This is a genomic window from Rhizobium giardinii bv. giardinii H152, assembly GCF_000379605.1.
Taxonomy (GTDB): Bacteria; Pseudomonadota; Alphaproteobacteria; order Rhizobiales; family Rhizobiaceae; genus Pararhizobium; species Pararhizobium giardinii.
Genome location: NZ_KB902735.1, coordinates 138,843 through 155,403 on the forward strand (window position 1 = coordinate 138,843; position 16,561 = coordinate 155,403).

The 16,561-nt window shown below is 63.2% G+C and carries 17 protein-coding genes and 1 pseudogene; 9 read left to right on the forward strand and 9 right to left on the reverse strand.

What is annotated here, in order from left to right; all coding sequences use genetic code 11:
- The first annotated feature begins 235 nt into the window (after positions 1 to 235).
- The 3 genes from A3AY_RS0130930 (at position 236) to A3AY_RS0130940 (ending at position 2,218) form a co-directional block, all read left to right on the forward strand.
- Entirely contained in the window at positions 236 to 667 is a 432-nt protein-coding gene (locus A3AY_RS0130930; protein WP_018329544.1) for a Ros/MucR family transcriptional regulator, read from the forward strand.
- Between the two features lie 245 nt (positions 668 to 912).
- Positions 913 to 1,398 (forward strand): helix-turn-helix domain-containing protein, encoded by a 486-nt coding sequence (locus tag A3AY_RS41290; protein ID WP_018329545.1) that lies wholly within the window; start codon positions 913 to 915, stop codon positions 1,396 to 1,398.
- Positions 1,391 to 2,218, forward strand: coding sequence for a DUF6456 domain-containing protein (locus A3AY_RS0130940; protein WP_018329546.1), 828 nt, complete (start codon positions 1,391 to 1,393; stop codon positions 2,216 to 2,218). Before A3AY_RS41290 ends, A3AY_RS0130940 begins: the two co-directional genes overlap by 8 nt.
- Before the next feature lie 117 nt (positions 2,219 to 2,335).
- On the opposite strand, the gene A3AY_RS0130945 is transcribed toward A3AY_RS0130940, so the two are convergent.
- Entirely contained in the window at positions 2,336 to 2,515 is a 180-nt protein-coding gene (locus A3AY_RS0130945; protein ID WP_018329547.1) for a hypothetical protein, read from the reverse strand.
- Between the two features lie 356 nt (positions 2,516 to 2,871).
- On the reverse strand, positions 2,872 to 3,150 hold the full coding sequence (locus tag A3AY_RS0130950; protein ID WP_018329548.1) for a hypothetical protein: 279 nt from the start codon (positions 3,148 to 3,150) through the stop codon (positions 2,872 to 2,874).
- Between the two features lie 365 nt (positions 3,151 to 3,515).
- Here A3AY_RS0130950 and A3AY_RS36600 point away from each other — a divergent pair, with 365 nt between their 5' ends.
- Positions 3,516 to 4,301, forward strand: a complete 786-nt coding sequence (locus A3AY_RS36600) for an SH3 domain-containing protein (RefSeq protein WP_478001493.1) — start codon at positions 3,516 to 3,518, stop codon at positions 4,299 to 4,301.
- A gap of 387 nt (positions 4,302 to 4,688) precedes the next feature.
- Positions 4,689 to 5,744, forward strand: a complete 1,056-nt coding sequence (locus A3AY_RS0130960; RefSeq protein ID WP_026204011.1) for a DUF2336 domain-containing protein — start codon at positions 4,689 to 4,691, stop codon at positions 5,742 to 5,744.
- Between the two features lie 3 nt (positions 5,745 to 5,747).
- On the opposite strand, the gene A3AY_RS0130965 is transcribed toward A3AY_RS0130960, so the two are convergent.
- Positions 5,748 to 6,095, reverse strand: a complete 348-nt coding sequence (locus A3AY_RS0130965; RefSeq protein ID WP_026204012.1) for a DUF1491 family protein — start codon at positions 6,093 to 6,095, stop codon at positions 5,748 to 5,750.
- A gap of 449 nt (positions 6,096 to 6,544) precedes the next feature.
- Between A3AY_RS0130965 and A3AY_RS0130970 the strand changes: the two genes are divergently transcribed.
- A complete protein-coding gene (locus A3AY_RS0130970; RefSeq protein WP_018329552.1) occupies positions 6,545 to 7,144 on the forward strand; it encodes a c-type cytochrome in 600 nt (199 codons plus the stop codon).
- Positions 7,145 to 7,402: 258 nt separating this feature from the next.
- On the opposite strand, the gene A3AY_RS0130975 is transcribed toward A3AY_RS0130970, so the two are convergent.
- Together A3AY_RS0130975 and A3AY_RS36605 are read right to left on the reverse strand one after the other, a co-directional pair.
- On the reverse strand, positions 7,403 to 8,344 hold the full coding sequence (locus tag A3AY_RS0130975) for a peptidoglycan-binding domain-containing protein (protein WP_026204013.1): 942 nt from the start codon (positions 8,342 to 8,344) through the stop codon (positions 7,403 to 7,405).
- Positions 8,316 to 9,936 (reverse strand): annotated as a pseudogene (locus A3AY_RS36605) (sensor histidine kinase). The gene A3AY_RS0130975 and the pseudogene A3AY_RS36605 overlap by 29 nt, the downstream one beginning before the upstream one ends.
- 558 nt (positions 9,937 to 10,494) lie before the next feature.
- Between A3AY_RS36605 and A3AY_RS0130990 the strand changes: the two are divergent.
- The gene (locus A3AY_RS0130990) at positions 10,495 to 10,929 is read left to right on the forward strand and encodes a DUF5330 domain-containing protein (protein ID WP_018329556.1); all 435 of its coding nucleotides are present in this window, start codon (positions 10,495 to 10,497) and stop codon (positions 10,927 to 10,929) included.
- Positions 10,930 to 11,139: 210 nt separating this feature from the next.
- Positions 11,140 to 11,559, forward strand: coding sequence for a SufE family protein (locus A3AY_RS0130995; protein ID WP_026204014.1), 420 nt, complete (start codon positions 11,140 to 11,142; stop codon positions 11,557 to 11,559).
- Positions 11,560 to 11,776: 217 nt separating this feature from the next.
- Here A3AY_RS0130995 and A3AY_RS0131000 read toward each other — a convergent pair whose 3' ends face one another.
- From A3AY_RS0131000 to A3AY_RS0131015, 4 genes are all read right to left on the reverse strand, one after another.
- Entirely contained in the window at positions 11,777 to 12,322 is a 546-nt protein-coding gene (locus tag A3AY_RS0131000; RefSeq protein WP_018329558.1) for a DUF1254 domain-containing protein, read from the reverse strand.
- Positions 12,315 to 12,902: a DUF1214 domain-containing protein gene (locus tag A3AY_RS0131005; RefSeq protein WP_018329559.1), complete on the reverse strand. Its 588-nt coding sequence runs from the start codon at positions 12,900 to 12,902 to the stop codon at positions 12,315 to 12,317. The genes A3AY_RS0131000 and A3AY_RS0131005 overlap by 8 nt, the downstream gene beginning before the upstream one ends.
- Before the next feature lie 278 nt (positions 12,903 to 13,180).
- Complete coding sequence (locus tag A3AY_RS0131010) at positions 13,181 to 13,552, reverse strand: endonuclease domain-containing protein (RefSeq protein ID WP_026204015.1); 372 nt, start codon at positions 13,550 to 13,552, stop codon at positions 13,181 to 13,183.
- 143 nt (positions 13,553 to 13,695) lie between these two features.
- Complete coding sequence (locus A3AY_RS0131015) at positions 13,696 to 15,915, reverse strand: transglycosylase domain-containing protein (RefSeq protein ID WP_018329561.1); 2,220 nt, start codon at positions 15,913 to 15,915, stop codon at positions 13,696 to 13,698.
- Positions 15,916 to 16,093: 178 nt separating this feature from the next.
- Here A3AY_RS0131015 and A3AY_RS0131020 point away from each other — a divergent pair, with 178 nt between their 5' ends.
- Entirely contained in the window at positions 16,094 to 16,552 is a 459-nt protein-coding gene (locus tag A3AY_RS0131020) for a YcgN family cysteine cluster protein (RefSeq protein ID WP_018329562.1), read from the forward strand.
- Positions 16,553 to 16,561: the final 9 nt, after the last annotated feature.

Sequence of the window (16,561 nt, forward strand, 5' to 3'; positions counted from 1 at the left end):
TGAATAGTGATCGTTGCTTTGAAGTGCCGTTATTTTCCGGCGCTTTGGCGACGTATTCAAACTCCGGAATTAGGAGTAATATGAGAGCTTGCCGCGGTTTTACGGTTTCAGTCGAGGGTAATCTTCGATTGAAAGCCGATTATGGCGGTTTTCGGACATTTTCTTCGCATGTTTGGGTTGTGTTCGCGATACCCGTCGCGGGCATGTGGAAGAATTCCGATAGGAGAAAGAAAGAATGACGGATCTAACGCTTGGCTCGGGCCACGATCTTCTGGTTGAACTCACCGCTGAGATCGTTGCAGCCTATGTCAGCAATCATGTCGTGCCGGTCGCCGAACTCTCGACGCTGATCGGCGATGTGCACGCCGCCCTGAACAACACCAACAGCCCGGTTCCGGTCATTGTTGCCGTTGAAAAGCCGAAGCCGGCCGTGTCCGTGCGCAAGTCGGTTCAGGATGACCAGATCACCTGCCTGGAATGCGGTGGCACCTTCAAGTCGCTGAAACGCCACCTGATGACGCACCACAGCCTGTCGCCGGAAGAGTACCGCGAGAAGTGGGACCTGCCGGCCGACTATCCGATGGTGGCTCCGGCCTATGCCGAAGCGCGTTCGCGCCTCGCCAAGGAGATGGGTCTCGGCCAGCGCCGCAAGCGCCGCGGCAAATAAGGGCTGGGCACTTTCGGCCCTTTGTGAAAGACAAACCGGCGAGGCGGGACCTGGCCGGTTTTTGCCATCCGCGTGCCGCCACGGAGCGACATCAGATTCGTGGAGTGAGGAAAATATACCTATTTTCTTCGGGAATGTGATTAAAAACCTCGGTAAAACAATGCTTGGTTGCCGAAAGGCTGTTTCTTTTATCCCCGCAATCGCACTAGGGTGTATGAATTAATTCCTATTTCAAGGAGTAAATCATGCGCCCCAGCAAAGCTGCCCCTCTTTTCACCCCCCCTTTGACGCCGCCGAACCGCACCCGCGCCGTGACGACACGGCGCCGGCATCTGGAAATCAAGTCGGCTTCGCCATCGGGCGATGGGCTGAGCATTGTCGAGCCGTGGGGGCCGGTCTTGCCCGTTGCCGTTCATCTGCGTTGCCGGGTCGTGCGCCAATTGACGGCCGAGATGGTGATGCTGGTCGGCGAGAGGGTTCCGCTGAGGCGCGACCGGCGGCGCACCAGCTGCCACGTCCGGCAGATCTCCATGTATGTCTGCCATGTCGTGCTGCAGATCTCGCTCACCGATATCGGCTACGCGTTCCGCCGCGATCGGACGACGGTCAGCCATGCCTGCCATGTCGTCGAGGACCGCCGCGACGACCCCGCCTTCGACGATTTCATCGCCTCGGTCGAGCGCGTCGTCACCTCGGTCTTCGGCGCGCCGGGAGGCCGCGAGCATGAGTGATGCCGTTGATGCCAAGACGATCGTCCGCCTCGTGCGGTACGCGGCAAGCCATCCGGTTGTCGTCGTCGAGCCCGGGGAGGGAGGCGTGACGTTGAGCGCCGGCAAGGACCGGCCGCCGCGGCATTTCCCGCACGGCGCGCTGGACCGGGCCTGCGCGTCGGGCCTTGTCGTCCGCGAGGCTAACCGCGTTCACGCCACGCCCGAGGCCCAGGGCTTTCTGCGCCGTGCCCTGCTTGCGCCGGACGACGCATTTCAGGAGCAGCATCGCGAGATCGACAACCGCACCGTTTCCGTCGATGGCATCCGCCAGCCTGCACGGGTCAACGCACTTGAATCACCGCTCGGCGCCATTGCCCGGCTGAAGGAGAAATCGGGCCAGGCCTTCCTGACGCCCGAAGCGATTGCCGCGGGAGAGCGGCTGCATGCCGATTTCACCCGGGCGCAATTGCAGCCGCGCCTGACCATGGCCTACGAACCGCGGCTGGCCTCAAAGACAAGGGGAGGGACCGGCGGCACGGCCGACCTCTGCGACACCGCGCTTGCCGCGCGCATGCGGGTCGGCAGGGCGATGGAGGCGATCGGCCCGGAACTCTGCGGCGTCGCGCTCGATGTCTGCTGCTTTCAGAAGGGACTGGAACTCGTCGAGCGGGAGCGGCAATGGCCGGCACGCTCCGCCAAGCTGATGTTGCGCGCCGCCCTGATGACATTGGCCCGCCACTATGCGCCGCCGCGACCAGCCGGCAGGCAAAGCCATGCCTGGGGCGCGGAGGGTTATCGCCCGGATGTCAGTGGCCTGGTGACGGGTATCAAGGATGGATGACGGCAAGCACCGGATAGGGCGCCTGTTGCGCTTCGGTGCACAGGGCAGTTGTCGCGGTGTTGTAAGGGGGCCGCTGTCCTGAGACGTGCGTGGGGGCGACGCAGCGGCTAAGATGCCTCAATGCTTCTTTGGCTGTCCAGGAGCCGGCTTCGGCGTTGCACCCCTGTAGCCATCGAGCCGCTCGTAGCGGATGCCGGTGAACAACAGGATAACGGCGTTGCCCGGCGGGACCGGACCCATCGCCGGTTTCGGCGGCGCCCGCGTCAAGCGGTCCTCTATTCGAATAACTTCTGCCATGCTCGTCTCCAAAAACTGGTTGAGACGGATGAACTACCGTATTTCACCCTGCCCGTTCTGCGGGCCGGCGCGTTCCTCAAGCTCTCGCCCGGACATCTGCGCCTTTCTCGATTGCTCCTTCTTCATGCCATTCGTGAAAGCGGTCGCCTTTGATCGAGGTGATCTCAAGCTGTCCGATTGAGCCATACGATAGTTAATAGCTCCTTAACCGTCAAAACCCCAATCCTAGGGATAGAAATCCCTGTTTTTGGTTAATTTGCCCGGAGTTACCACCGGACAAAGCCTTGCGCCTTCAAAAATGACAATAGACGCGCAAATGACGCGCCGCCGTTCCGAAGGGAACAGTTCACGCGGGTTTAGCGCCTTGCCAGCAAACCGATGACGAAAGCGACGCCTGCGACTGCCAGCAACGTCGATACGGGTTCTTCGCGGACACGCTCTCTTAGACGTTCGGTGAGCACTTCGGCCTCGGAGGTCACCACCGCCTTCGCCCCCGTGCGGATGGCGGAAACGGATTCCGTCAGCCGGGTAATCTCGGCGCGCAGGTCGGAGATCTGCGTGTCGAGATCGACCTTTGCGGCACTCGCTTCGATTTCGGCCTGGTTCGGTACCGATGCGAATTTCTTTTCGACCATCTCATGGCTCCTTTTTCCAACGCCGTGACAACGCGCCAGCGTGCCTTTGGTTCCGGCCGTTTTTCGCGCATCACCGATCCAGGGCAGGGCGTTCCTCGCCAGGTTTCGGGAACGAAGGAGGTGCTTTCGCGTTTCTTTAGAAGACACATGTGGTGTTGAACGGATGCCATCTCAAAAAAGACATGAAAACAACGGTCTTTGCGCAAAGAGGATGGGTTCGACGGCGGCGGTGCCCAACGCCAGACAGGATAGAAAAACGAATGACGATACAACACACATTGAAGGCAGCGCTGCTGGCGCTCGCAGCGTTGCTGCTGCCGGCCGCCGCACACGCGGCAGCAGGCTTTGCCACCGCCAATGTCAATATGCGCTCGGGACCGAGCACGGCCTATCCGGCGGTCACCGTCATTCCGATTGGCACGCCGGTGGAGATTCACGGCTGCCTCTCGGAAGTCCCCTGGTGCGACGTATCCTTTTATGAAGGCCGCGGCTGGGTCGCCTCCCGCTATGTCCAGGTCGAGTACCAGGAAAGCCTCGTCTATCTGGAGCCCTACTATTACGATACGCTCGGCATTCCGTTCGTGACCTTCGAAATCGGAAACTATTGGGATCGTTACTACCGCGACCGCGACTTCTACAGGGATCGGGACTATTATCGCGACCGTTACCGCAACGGCGATTACTACCGCCGCGATACGGACGGGAACCGCGCCCAGCGCGATCGCCGCATCCGCCGCGACTATGAACGTTTCGACCGCGCGCGCCGCAGCGATGACGACGGCGGTTCCATCGAACGGTCCCGCCGTGACCGCATCGAGCGCCGGGACCGCGACGGTGATCGTGTCCGCGCCGAGGCCCAGCGCCGCGAGGAAGTTCGGGAAGCTGCGCGCGAGCGCACCATACGCGAGCGTCGCTCACGCGACGACGATGGCAATATCGAACGTCCGCGCCGTGACCGCGATCGTATCCGCGCCGAGCGCCANCGCCGCGAGGAAATGCGGGAATTGCGCGGCACGCGCTCGCGTGACGGGGATCGTAGCCGCGCCGAGCGCCAGCGCCGCGAGGAAATGCGGGAATTGCGCGGCACGCGCTCGCGTGACGGGGATCGCCCGCGTCGCCGTTGCCGACCGGCCGACGACAACTGCAACTGACCGGTTTCTCGCAGGCATTGCGATGGGCGGCTTCCAGGCCGCCCATTCTGCGTTCTGATGCACCCTGTGGGATCTCTCCTCAAGGCGATATCCTGCAGCACTGCGCGTAAACATGCCCGGGCAGGGCCGTCCTTGGCGATCGGTAAACGAAATGTTAACCACGTCGCTGTACTCTTTCTCAATCATTCAGCCGTGATCGGCAGGGTAGGCTCGAACGGTGCCAATGCCAATGTTTTCAGCGCTTTGGCGCATTGACACTGGCGTCGGCCACGGGTTTCGAATTGGCGCCCTGCGATTTTGCCTGAGAGTTCGATATCCCTACGGATGAGCGGAAAGACCGTTTGTCCGAAATCGGGACAGTGGTGTGCGTACGAGTGGGTGGTATCCGTGGCGGACCGGTTTCGTGAGTTGGAAAGGCCGCAGGCAGGACGGCTGAAGGACGTTGTCCTGATGGCGACCGTGACTGGTTTCGAGGGATTGCGCCATCCGCGCAGGTCCGACCTCAAGCAATTTGCCGAACTGTTCGAGCCGCTGTTTGCCGCTTCCAGCGACGAAGCCCGCCGCCAGGCCGCCGCCGCTCTCTCGCAATGCCCGCACGTACCGCAATCGGTGGCGCTGCTCATCGGCAACGCGCCGATTTCCATTGCCGCGATTTTCCTCACCCGCTCGACCTCGGTGGACGACGCAACCCTCTTGCAGATCATCCGTGCCCAGGGTCCGGCCCACGCCACCGCGATTGCCCGCCGCGAAAACCTGTCGGTCAATGTCGTCGATGCGCTGGTCGAGCGCCGTCAGACGTCGAGTGGCCCCGTCAAGCCACTCGACGTGCCGGCCGCGGCGGAAATGCGTCTGTCGGAAGCCGTCGCATCGGACATGACCACGGCGAAGCTGCGTCGTGAAGAAAAACTGCGCAGCGACATCAAGGCGCTGGCCCGCGCAACCAATCAGGACCCGCCGGCCGGTCCCGCCCTTGAACCGCTGAGCCCGCTTCACGAGGCGCTTCTCGTCCGCTTCGCCCGCTCCGGCGAGGCCAATCTTTTCGCCGCCAGCCTTGCGGCCGCCCTGTCGACCAGCCTGGAGCTCGGCGAACGCATCCTGCTCGATGTCTCCGGCCAGCATCTTGCCATCGCGCTGACGGCGCTCGGCATGCAGCGCGAAGACAGCCTCTTCGTGCTCGGCTCGCTTTATCCGGATCTGGCAGAACGTCTGGGCGGCACCACGCGCAGCGAGGCCCTCATGTCGTCGCTCACCCCCGAAACGAGCCACGCCCGCCTGCAGGCCTGGCTGCGCACCGACGAGGAACAGGCGGCAGCCGGGGCCGAACACCGGCCCTATCTTGCGCCCGAGCGCGGCGCCGATCCACGCCGGTTGCCGACCGCCAAGGAAACCATCCCACGCGGCGGCGCCTTGACGCAGCAGCAGGCTTTCGGCCGCAGGCGTTGAACGTCAGCCTTCCTTTTCGGCGGTGACATCGAACAGGTCGCCGCGGCTCTCGACCTCGATTTCCACAACCCAGCAATCCGGATCGAAGCGGATCTCGCGGGCAATCGCCTGTTCGACCGTCTCGCCGTCCGCCTCCTGCAGCCGGATCTCGAACAGGCGGCCAGGCAACGGACCATCGAAGAAACTCTGCGGCGCCGGGGCATAGAGCGTTTCGGTGCCAAGCCGCGACCGCTGCCGGATGAAAATCGCCCCGGCGTCTTCGGCGCCCTTGCGCAGCACGGCGGCATAGCCGCCGAGGTTGAAGACCCGGCGCAGCAGAGCGGAGACGAAGATTTCGGATTTGAGGCGCATGGCAGGCAGATACACCGGGGCGGGCTGCGGCGCAAATGTCGCCCCGGTCGCGGGCGAAAGCGACCCTATCGAAATGACATCCGACCAAGTAGGAGGCGCGCAACACCCCCCAATGGAGCGATGCCCAATTGTCGGACGGGAGTGCTGTCGCATATCCCCGGCGGGGAGAAGTGCCGAGCGCATGCGAGGCGATGAGGCTCGGCGATTTCGGCGCCAGCCACCCCCCCCTCATCCGGCGCTTCGCGCCACCTTCTCCCCGCCGGGGAGAAGAGGGAACAAGCCGAAAATCGGACTTATGTAGCAAATGCCACAAGACTCCAAGTCAACTAGGGCGTGAACTCATAAAAACGCAGCCATAGTCGGATGGAGGCGACGGGGGTCCGCTTGGTTGCATCTCCTGATAAGATCAGCATCACACTTCAGCTTGAGCCCCGATCTGGAGGCCTCGCATGCTCTGCAGCAACGCGCTCGCTCCGTTCGTCATCGTCGCTCTCGTGGCCCTCGGTCCGCTACCGGCTGGAGCGCAGAACAATGCTGCGTCACCGCCGCCGGCGATCTCCCACAAGGTCAAGCTTTGCCAGGTGTGTCACGGTGCGAATGGTCTGCCGACTGTTAAGAACACGCCGATCATCGCCGGCCAGCACGAGTCCTCTTTGCTGATAGCTTTGCAGAAATATCGCAATGGAGAGCGCACCGACGACCTCATGGGCCGGATCGCGAAGAATCTTTCCGACGACGACATGAAGGCGCTTGCGGCCTACTTCTCCACACTGCCCTGGCCCGCCTACCGCGAGCCGGCCGACGCAGCGAGCATTACCCGCGTCCAAGCGCTCGACGCCGGGAAGAAGTGCACATCGTGCCACCGGGAGGGTTTCGTCGGATACGCCAACACTCCGCGCGTCGCAAATCAGAAGCTGGACTACCTGATCAAAACCCTCTCCGACTTTTACGATAACAAGCGCCCGAACATGCCCCGCATGACGGCGTTGGTGCGCAATTTTTCGGCCGACGACATCGCTGCCATGGCTCACTATCTTGCCGGCCTCTGACGATCAGTTCGGGGTCGCGGCGATCCACCGAATAGGGCCGCCGAAATAGCGATCACGGCGTTACGGCGATCGGCACCTCTTTGCCCACGATGGCCGTTTATCTGCTTAACAACCGCTCTGATTGCACTGCGTGACCTTTGTGGCAATTGCTACATAAGTCCGTCGAAAATCGACAAGCGATGGCCCTGGCCTGCGGGCAGAGGGTCAGGGTGAGGGGCAAAGCTCGCCTGGAATTTCCTCGGACGTGCACGCACCACCTCAGAGCGCGCCGATTTCCTTCATTTTCTTCAGCACCTTGTCGCTCGGCTGGCCGGTTTCGGGCAGGCGGTAGTGCTTCTCGAAATGGCGGATGGCCGAGCGGGTCTGTTCGCCTGCGACGCCGTCGATCGAGACGTCGCTATAGGCAAGGTTGCTCAGGCCCTTCTGGATATTCATCACCAGTTCGCTCGAGGCGGGGATATCGACCTTGGGAATGAACTGGGGATCGACCTCGGCATTGCGGATCGCGGCGGCGACCGGGTCGAGTTCGCCCTTGCCGCCCTTGACGTTCCCGTAGGGCCGTTCGGCCGGCCGGGCTGCGGTCCGCGTCTTTTCCGTCGCCGGCTCCCTTTGCAGCGCTGCGAGCAGGGTTTCGCTGGCAGCGCCGGTTTCCGGCCGGCCGGCCTGCTTTTCGAAACGCAGGATCGCGGCTGCGGTCTTCGGGCCGGTCTTGCCGTCGGCCGGACCGTCATAAAGGCCGCGCCGGGCCAATTCCTTCTGGATGCCCATGACCAGCGCCGAGCCCGCGACCGGCACTGCTACCGGCTGGACCTGCGCCGTTTCGGCTGCAGGCTCCGGCTTCGGCTCGTCGATCTTCGCCGCCGCGTTTTCGTCCTCCCGCTGGATGACGAAGGTCGTCACCTTGCGCGGCGAAGCGCCGGCCGGTTCCTCGTCGAGGCTGGTGGTCTGCGGATGGGTGAACGGCAGGCGGGTGCGCAGGAGCGGCGAGGGATGGGCGCCCGGCTGGTACCACATCGCATTTGCCGCGACGAAACTGAACGCCACTACGAAAGCGGCAGAGCCGCCGAAACGGCCGGGATTTCGCGAGGCGAGCCGACCGGCGAAGACGAGACCGCGCGTCGCAAGGCCGAGCACCACAAGGGCTGGGCCGCGCTGCGCCTTCCTTTTCCGCTCAGGCGGTTTTCGCTTGCGAGCCGTCATGGCCGGCGCCTCCAATCATCGCGTCACCCGGCGCCCGGTCGGTGTCCAAGGCCCCGGCCGTTCGTCGTGTCCCCGTTCGTCACCTCTCTTGTGCGCTCCTTCAGGCGCGGCGGAAACTCCACCATTGTCTGTTCCACAACTTCCTGCTCGTCGGCGAAACGGATGCCGGAGCCATCGAGCGGAATTGTGACGGTGATCACCGTTCCCTCGCCGGAACGGCTGCGCAGCTCGAACTGGCCGCCATGCAGCGACACCAGGCCCTTGACCAGCGACAGGCCGAGGCCGGTTCCCTCATATCTGCGGGTATAATCGTTCTGGATCTGCACGAAGGGCTGGCCGAGCGTCGCGAGCTTGCTCTCGGCGATGCCGATGCCGGTATCGCTGACGGTGAGCTTCAGGTCGCCGCCGGAGACCTCGGCATCGATGGTGACGAGGCCGCCGCGGTCGGTGAACTTGATCGCATTGCCGACGAGATTGATCAGGATCTGCTGGAGGGCACGCTGGTCGGCATTGACCTCGCCCACCGAGCGCATGATGCGGCTGGTCAGTTGCACGCCCTTTTCGCGCGCCTGCAGCCCGAGCATCGCTTCGCAGGCATTGACGACATCGGCGACGCGGAACGGCTCGGGCATCAGCTCGTAGCGGCCCGCCTCGATCTTGCTCATGTCGAGCATGGTGTTGACGACCGACAGGAGATGGGCGCCCGACTGGTTGATCAGCGCCACATATTCCCGCTGGCGGTCGTTTTCGAGCTTGCCGAAATATTCGCCCGCAAGGATGTCGGAAAAACCGAGAATGGCATTGAGCGGCGTGCGCAGTTCGTGGCTGACCGCTGCCAGGAAGCGGGTCTTGGCGTCATTGGCGGTTTCGGCGAGCCGGGTCTTCTGCACGGCCTCGGCCCGCAGGCGCGCCTCCTCGGACACGTCGCGCGACTGGACGAGAATTGCGGCAAGCGGTTCCTCGCCGCCGCCGAGCGCGGTCATCTCGCAGCGCATGTGGACGAACTGCTCGCCCCCGGCAAAGGCATTCGGCCGCTCGAAGCGGATATCGATCGTCGCCTGGCGGTTGCCCTGGCGCAATTCGTCGATCGCCTGCAGGAAGTGAATCCGGTCGGAAACGTGGACCTGCTCGATAAAGCCGCGACCCATCGGATTGCGCATCCAGGCCAGGTAGGATTCCGCGTCGCGGCCGTGAATTCCAGTGACCGAGCCCCTGACATCATGGATCGTGACGAGGCCGGCGAAGCAGTCATAATGCCGCGCGCCGGTGTCGGCAGGGGCTGGCTGCGGCCCGGCTTGCGGCACGACCGGCGGGAGGCTGCGCGCATAGGCGATGCCGCCCGCAGCCGAAACCAGCCCGGCGGCGGCGACCAGCGCTGCGCCGACCGGCAAGGCCAGCGAAACCGGCAGGACAGCCGACAGCGCCAGCGGCACGGAAGGGAAGGCAACAAGCGCGCTGGCGGCGACGGCGCGGACAACGGCAAGTTCGCGGCGTCTCTCCGGCTCGCCGGCGACCTGGCGCGGCAGCCAGGCGCGTGCGGCGTCATCCACGCGGGATGCCATCCTTCCAGCAATGTTACGCAATACGCTCACGTTTAACCCTGTACGCTCGTTCTTTTGCCGGAATCCATCATGGGTTCCGCCTTATGCGAGGCCGTCATCTCGGGCCTGAAAATGGCCTTGGCGGACGATGACTTCCCACTTCCGAATTTCGCACCCGCGGCTTAATGAAAGGATAAATCAAATCGCCACAAAACCCGCGGAATCGCCGGAAAATCCCATTCCGGGACAAATCGGGACGGCTTCGTCTTTTGTGGTTAATGGGGCGTAAGCAACGGATTTCAGGCGGTTTTTTCCGCCCTGTTAACCTTTAAGGCAGCGCTCTTCTTCCGCGAGGCCTGCGTTTGCTGGACTGCCACCTGCGGCTCCGCCACGATCCTTAATGGCAAACCGTAAAATGCACATAAAATGCGGTTCAAATGCCGATATGGACAATTTTACGAAAAGACGGTGCAAATGCGAACGGTTTTGGCAAAGGCATGTTCCGAATCCCCGCCTAAGGTGTGATGACAAGGCGCCAGGAAGCGAATCCGGCAAAGACCGGACGTCCGGCGCCGGACCAAGGGCCGGACCAAAGGATTGGGCAAAACAATGTGGTTTCTGATCAAGGGAACATTCTGGTTTTCGCTGGTGCTGGTGCTTTTGCCGTTCCTCGACCCGTCGAGCAGCGCGACGCTTGACAAGGGGCCGAAGGTCGATGTCGGCGACACGATGTCGGCTGCCACGGAGGCCTTCGGCTATATCAGCGCGCTCTGCGTGCAGAAGCCGGATGTCTGCGAAAAGGGTGCGGAAACCTTCGTGGCGCTCGGCCACCGCGCCCGCGAAGGCGCAAAGATTGCCTATCTCTTCCTCGACCAGCAATTCGCCGAACCGAGCGACACCGTGACGACCGGCACCATCACCGCGGCCGACCCGACAGCGGCCGTCACGGGTGAAGAACCGACCGCCGCCGAGGCCGAGCCGCTCTTCAACAAGATCCCCGTGCCGGAAAAGCGCCTCGATCCGAAAACGGCATTGGCGAAGTAAACCGAGCCCGGTTTGCCCTTTCATCCTGCCTGAACTGCCGATCTACGGCCGCCGTGAGGTACGCTCACCCCTCACGGCTTTTTCTTTCCACCGTCGCCTGTGCCGGCCAAACCGCGGATCGGTTGCCGAACGCGGTGTTTTCCGAAAACGCTTCACACTCCTTGGCATCGCGCCTATATGAAGGGCATGGACCAGGTGAACACATCGCGGATCACGCCGCTTGCCGAAATCATCGACAATTGCTCCTATCTGGACGATTGGCAGGACCGGATGAGCTATGTCATCGAGCTCGGCCGCAAGCTGCCGGAGATGCCGGAGGAGAAGCGCACGGCCGAGAGCAAGGTGCAGGGCTGCGCCAGCCAGGTCTGGGTCGTCACCCATGCCGATAGCGCTAGCGATCCGATCCTCACCTTCGAAGGGGAATCGGACGCCCATATCGTGCGCGGCCTCGTCGCCATCGTGCTGTCGATCTTTTCCGGCAAGCCTGCCTCGGATATCCTCAAGATCGACGCGCTCGACCTGTTCGGCCGCATGGGCCTGATCGAATATCTGACCGCCCAGCGCGCCAACGGCCTGCGCTCGATGATCAAGCGCATCAAGGACGAGGCTGGCCGCCGGCTATCGGCATAGGGCACGACAATGGCCGCTTCACCCCCCTCTGCCCTGCCGGGCATCTCCCCCTCAAGGGGGAGATTGGCGCGGGGCCGGCTTCTTGCTCCGATCTCCCCCCTTGAGGGGGAGATGTCACGAAGTGACAGAGGGGGGTATTCCCGATGCCGTCGCAGCACTTTGAATTTTCTGCATAATCCTTAAACAGGTTCCGATTTTAGGATTATGCAGTCATGCCTCAGCGGCGGAACGGCTCGCAGCTCGATTCGGCGAGAAAATTGCGCGCGGGCTCCTGGAAGCTGTCGGTCGGGGCGAGTGCCCGCAACACGGCGTATCCTTCCTCATCCGGCATTTCGACCATGATCGACTGGGCGAGGCTTTCGGACGGCGTTTTTCTGAGATCGACCAGCTGGATCGGCGTTGCCATCACCAGATCGAGATTGCCATTGACGGCCGTGTGGTCGTTCATGCTGAAAATCTCGTTGGAATCGGCGTCGTAGATCGACAGCGACCAAAAGGGGACCGAACCCTTGGCGAGGAACCGGGCGGGGCCGGCACTCACCGAAAAGCCGCAGACGGCGACGCGCAGGAACGGATCCTCATTGGCAAGGCCGGTCGTTCCCGGCTCATTGCCGAGCGCGAAGAAACTGTCCATCTCGTAGAGACCAAGCACCCGGCTATAGGCATCCTTGCCGGTGAATTGCGGCAGCGCAAGCACGATGACGATGTGCAGCAGTGCTGCGCCGACGAGGCCGACGAGGATGGCGAAGAGAGCGCTACGCATCCGCGCACCCCGTCTTGACGATCTTCGGCATGGCGAGATCGATGAGGCCCGAGGAACCGGCGGTCGGCGTGTCGAGCAGCGTCAATACCAGCTTGAAGGCGCCGGCGCGGCGGACCGCCAGCCAGTTGTCGGGCTGCGCGACCGGGGAGACGTGGATGATGAAGGAACTGTCCGGCTGTCTGAGAACGGTCCAGGCATTGATCGCGCCCGGAAGCGCCGGATCGGTCTTCATCGGCTGGTCGTTGGCATTGGTTGCATAGAGCGTCCAGAAACGGGCGGGCGGCGTGACGCCGGTGATATCGTAGGAGCAGCCGGAGGAGAGCTTCTGACCGTCGCTGTCGATGGCTGCGGTGAACTGCAGGCCTTCGGCACCGCCATAGAGCAGCTTTCCCGCCCGCGCCCGGTGCGCCTTGGCATAAGGGTCGGTATTTGCCGTCTGCGCATCCGGAAAGGCGACCCAGGGTCCAAGCGCGATCGCCCCGAAACCGACGGTCGCCTTCAGGGCGGAGACGGTGGAGACGATGCCGACACCGAAGGCGACGCACAGGGCAAGGGCAACGAGGAGGGGGATGCGGAACAAGAGAGGCTACCGGGGAATCTGGGGGATTTGCGGGGAAAACGACGGTTTCAAGAATGTCGGACGGCACCCCACTGTGTGACTGCGTGACTCCCCCTCAAGGGGCGAGATCAGCGGGGGTAAGCGGCGCCACGGCGCCCGCCGCAAGCTCCGTCGCCGCTGTCTTGCAAATAGGGTTGCCGCATCCAATCTCCCCCCTGGGGGAGATGTCACGCAGTGACAGAGGGGGGTGTGCGGCGAGTTGCCGAGTTGTCCACAGAGCGGAGTGCACCAAGCATACATCACTTGAATGCTCCCATACCAACGACCCGCACGATATGTTGGCAGACATTGTCGATGTCGCGAAGAATGTCGTCGTTCCAGAAACGCAATACTGTCCATCCAAACGATGACAAGATGCGATCACGTTCTTCGTCACAAAGCCGCTGAACCTCCCGGCCGTGACCGGAGCCATCGACCTCGACAACGATCTTGTGCTCGGGGCAGGCGAAATCCACGACATAACCTGCAATTGGGAGCTGGCGGCGGAAGCCCATGCCCATCAGCTGATGGGCGCGAAGCGCGTTCCAGAGCTTCAACTCGGCATCCGTCATCGCCTTGCGCATGCGGCGGGCGGACTTGCGCAATACAGGCCTGACCTCAGCGTGCGGCACGGCACCCCCCTCTGTCACTGCGTGACATCTCCCCCTCAAGGGGGGAGATCAGGCGCGGAGACGCCAAGCAAGTGGCAACGGAGTTTGCAGCAACCGCGATGGCCCTCGGGGGAACGGCGAGGCTCGCGATCGATATGCACACTTCAGCGCCCGGCATTGCGCCCTCCCTTGACGATCTCGCCGGTGCGTTGCGGGTCGATTACCGCGACCTTGCCGGGGAGGTCGGTGGGCGCCGCTTTGAGGGGCGGCGTGGTGTTGAATTTCTCGGCGATCGATTTCAACAGGCGGGTGACGTCGGACGACAGCGAACGCGGGCGCACGAGCGGCGGGAGCGCGTTTTCGTCCTCGGGCTTGGTGGCGGCGACCTGCGCCTCCTTCTTCTTGGTGTCGGGACCCGGCAGCGGGTTTTCGATGCCGGGGATGGCGCGGTGCTCGATCCCCTGCTCGGCATAATCCATCAGCCGCTTGAAGGTCATGGCCGGCAACGAGCCGCCGGTCATGTTGTTGGTCGACGTATAGTCGTCATTGCCGAACCAGACGGCGGTCGTGTAATCGCCGGTGAAGCCGACGAACCAGGCGTCGCGATAGGCCTGCGTCGTGCCGGTCTTGCCGCCGACGACGATGCCGTTGTCGAGCGCCGCCTTGCGGGCGGTGCCGATGATCGGGATCTGGGTCAGCATGAAGTTCATGTTGGCATTGGCTTCTTCGCTCACGACCCGCCTGGCCGGTGGCGCGTCGCGGCTGAAGTCGTAGAGGATGTCGCCGTCGTAATTGAGGATCTGGCTGACGCCGTGGCGGCGGGCCTCGAGGCCGCCGGCGGGGAAGACGGCGTAGGCGGTCGCCTGATCGAGGACCGTGACCTCCGACGTGCCGAGCGGCATGGTCTTGTCGGTGCGGATCGGGGTTTCGACGCCCATCTTTTTGGCAGTGGCGGCGATGATCTCGGTGCCGAGTTCGTCCTTGGCGAGGCGGACCGGCACGGTGTTGATCGACTTGGCGATGGCGGTTAGCAGCGTGACGCGGCCGGAATAGCTGCGGGCGTAGTTCTGCGGCGACCAGCCGCGCCAGGTGACCGGCGCGTCGCTGATCACCGAGTCCGGCTTGAAGCCCTTTTCCATCGCGGCGGTGTAGGTGTAGACCTTGAAGGACGAGCCCGGCTGGCGCAGCGCCTTGGTGGCGCGGTTGAACTGGCTTTCGCCATAGTCCCTGCCGCCGACCATGGCGCGCACGGCGCCGCCGTTTTCGATCATCACCACGGCGCCCTGCTTGACCTTGTAACTTTCGCCATACTGCCGAAGGCTGGATTCGACGGATTCCTCGGCTGCCTGCTGCAGTCCCATGTCTATCGTCGTGCGCACGACGAGCGAATGCTGGGCAAAGGGCGCGGCGATGCGCTGCACCTCGTCGAAGGCCCAGTCGAGGAAGAAATCGGGGGCCTGGACCTGGGCGCGGTCGATGACGGTCGCCGGATTGAGGCGGGCGGCGATCACCTGCCCCTCGGTCATCAGGCCGCCCTGGACGAGGTTGGTCAGGACCTCGTTGGCGCGGGCACGGGCGGCCGGCAGGTTGACATGCGGCGCATAGCGGGCGGGCGCCTTGAACAGGCCGGCAAGCATGGCGCTTTCGGCCAGATTGATGTCGGTGATGTTCTTGCCGAAATAGAACTGCGAGGCGGCGGCTGCGCCAAACGTGCCGCCACCCATATAGGCGCGGTCGAGATAGAGCCGGAGGATCTCCTTCTTCGACAGGTTGCATTCCAGCCAGACGGCGAGGAAGGCTTCCTTGATCTTGCGCTCGATGGTGCGCTCGTTCGACAGGAACAGGTTCTTGGCCAGCTGCTGCGTCAGCGTCGAGCCGCCCTGGACGACGCCGCCGGCGCGGGCGTTCTCGGAAATCGCGCGGGAAAGGCCGAGGAAGTCGATGCCGTAATGATCGAAGAAGCGGCGATCCTCGGTCGCCAGCACCGCCTTGATCAGCGTATCCGGCAATTCGTCGATCGGCACGGAATCTTCGTGGATGATGCCGCGATGGCCGATCTCGTTGCCGTAGCGGTCAAGGAAGGTGACGGCAAAATCGCTCTGGGCGCGCCAGTTGCCCTTGGTTTCCTCGAAGGCCGGCAGCGCCAGCGCCAGCATCAGCACGGAGCCGGCGGTGCCCCAGGTCATGCACTCGCCGAGCACCTCGAACAGCGCCTTCTTCCAGCCGCGCACGGTAAAGCGCCGGAAGAAGATGGTGATGTCTTCCCACCAGACGCCGAGGCGGAAGCCGGCATTCCAGACGGTGGAATCGATCCAGCTGTCGACGCGCAGCAGGATATGGCGCTTCCTCGGGCGGTCCTGCTGCGGGACGCGGTCCTCCTCCATCCGGTTGTCGTCTTGGCTTGGATTCTGCACGGCGGTCTCGCAGCTACTGTAGTGCCCCGGGGCGATATTTGCATGGGGCGGGTTTCTATTCTACGGCGATATCGATAATGAGCCTTAAAAAACCGGCAATCTTTTGTAAAATTGTCGCCGAAATCCAACACAGGAAAGTATCAGGATCATGGGCGCCGAGCCCTTCTGGAAGACGAAAAGCCTGGCCGAAATGACGAATGCGGAGTGGGAAAGCCTCTGCGACGGCTGCGGGCTCTGTTGCCTCAACAAGCTGGAGGACTGGGAAACGGGGGAGATCGCCTGGACCAATATCGGCTGCACGCTGCTCGACGGCGAGAGCTGTCGCTGCAAGGACTATCCGAACCGGCAGGCGACGGTGCCCGACTGCATCCAACTGACGCCGGAGGAGGTCGACACACTGAGTTGGCTGCCGCCGACGTGCGCCTACCGGCTGGTGCGCGACGGGCACGATCTCTACTGGTGGCACCCTCTGGTGTCCGGAGACCCGGAGACGGTGCACCAGGCTGGCATTTCGGCGCGCGGCCGCACCGTGTCGGAAGATGACGTCGATGTCGAGGATTTCGAGGACTATCTGGTCGACTGGCCGCTGACGGTGGGGCAGAGGTGAACCGGTAGG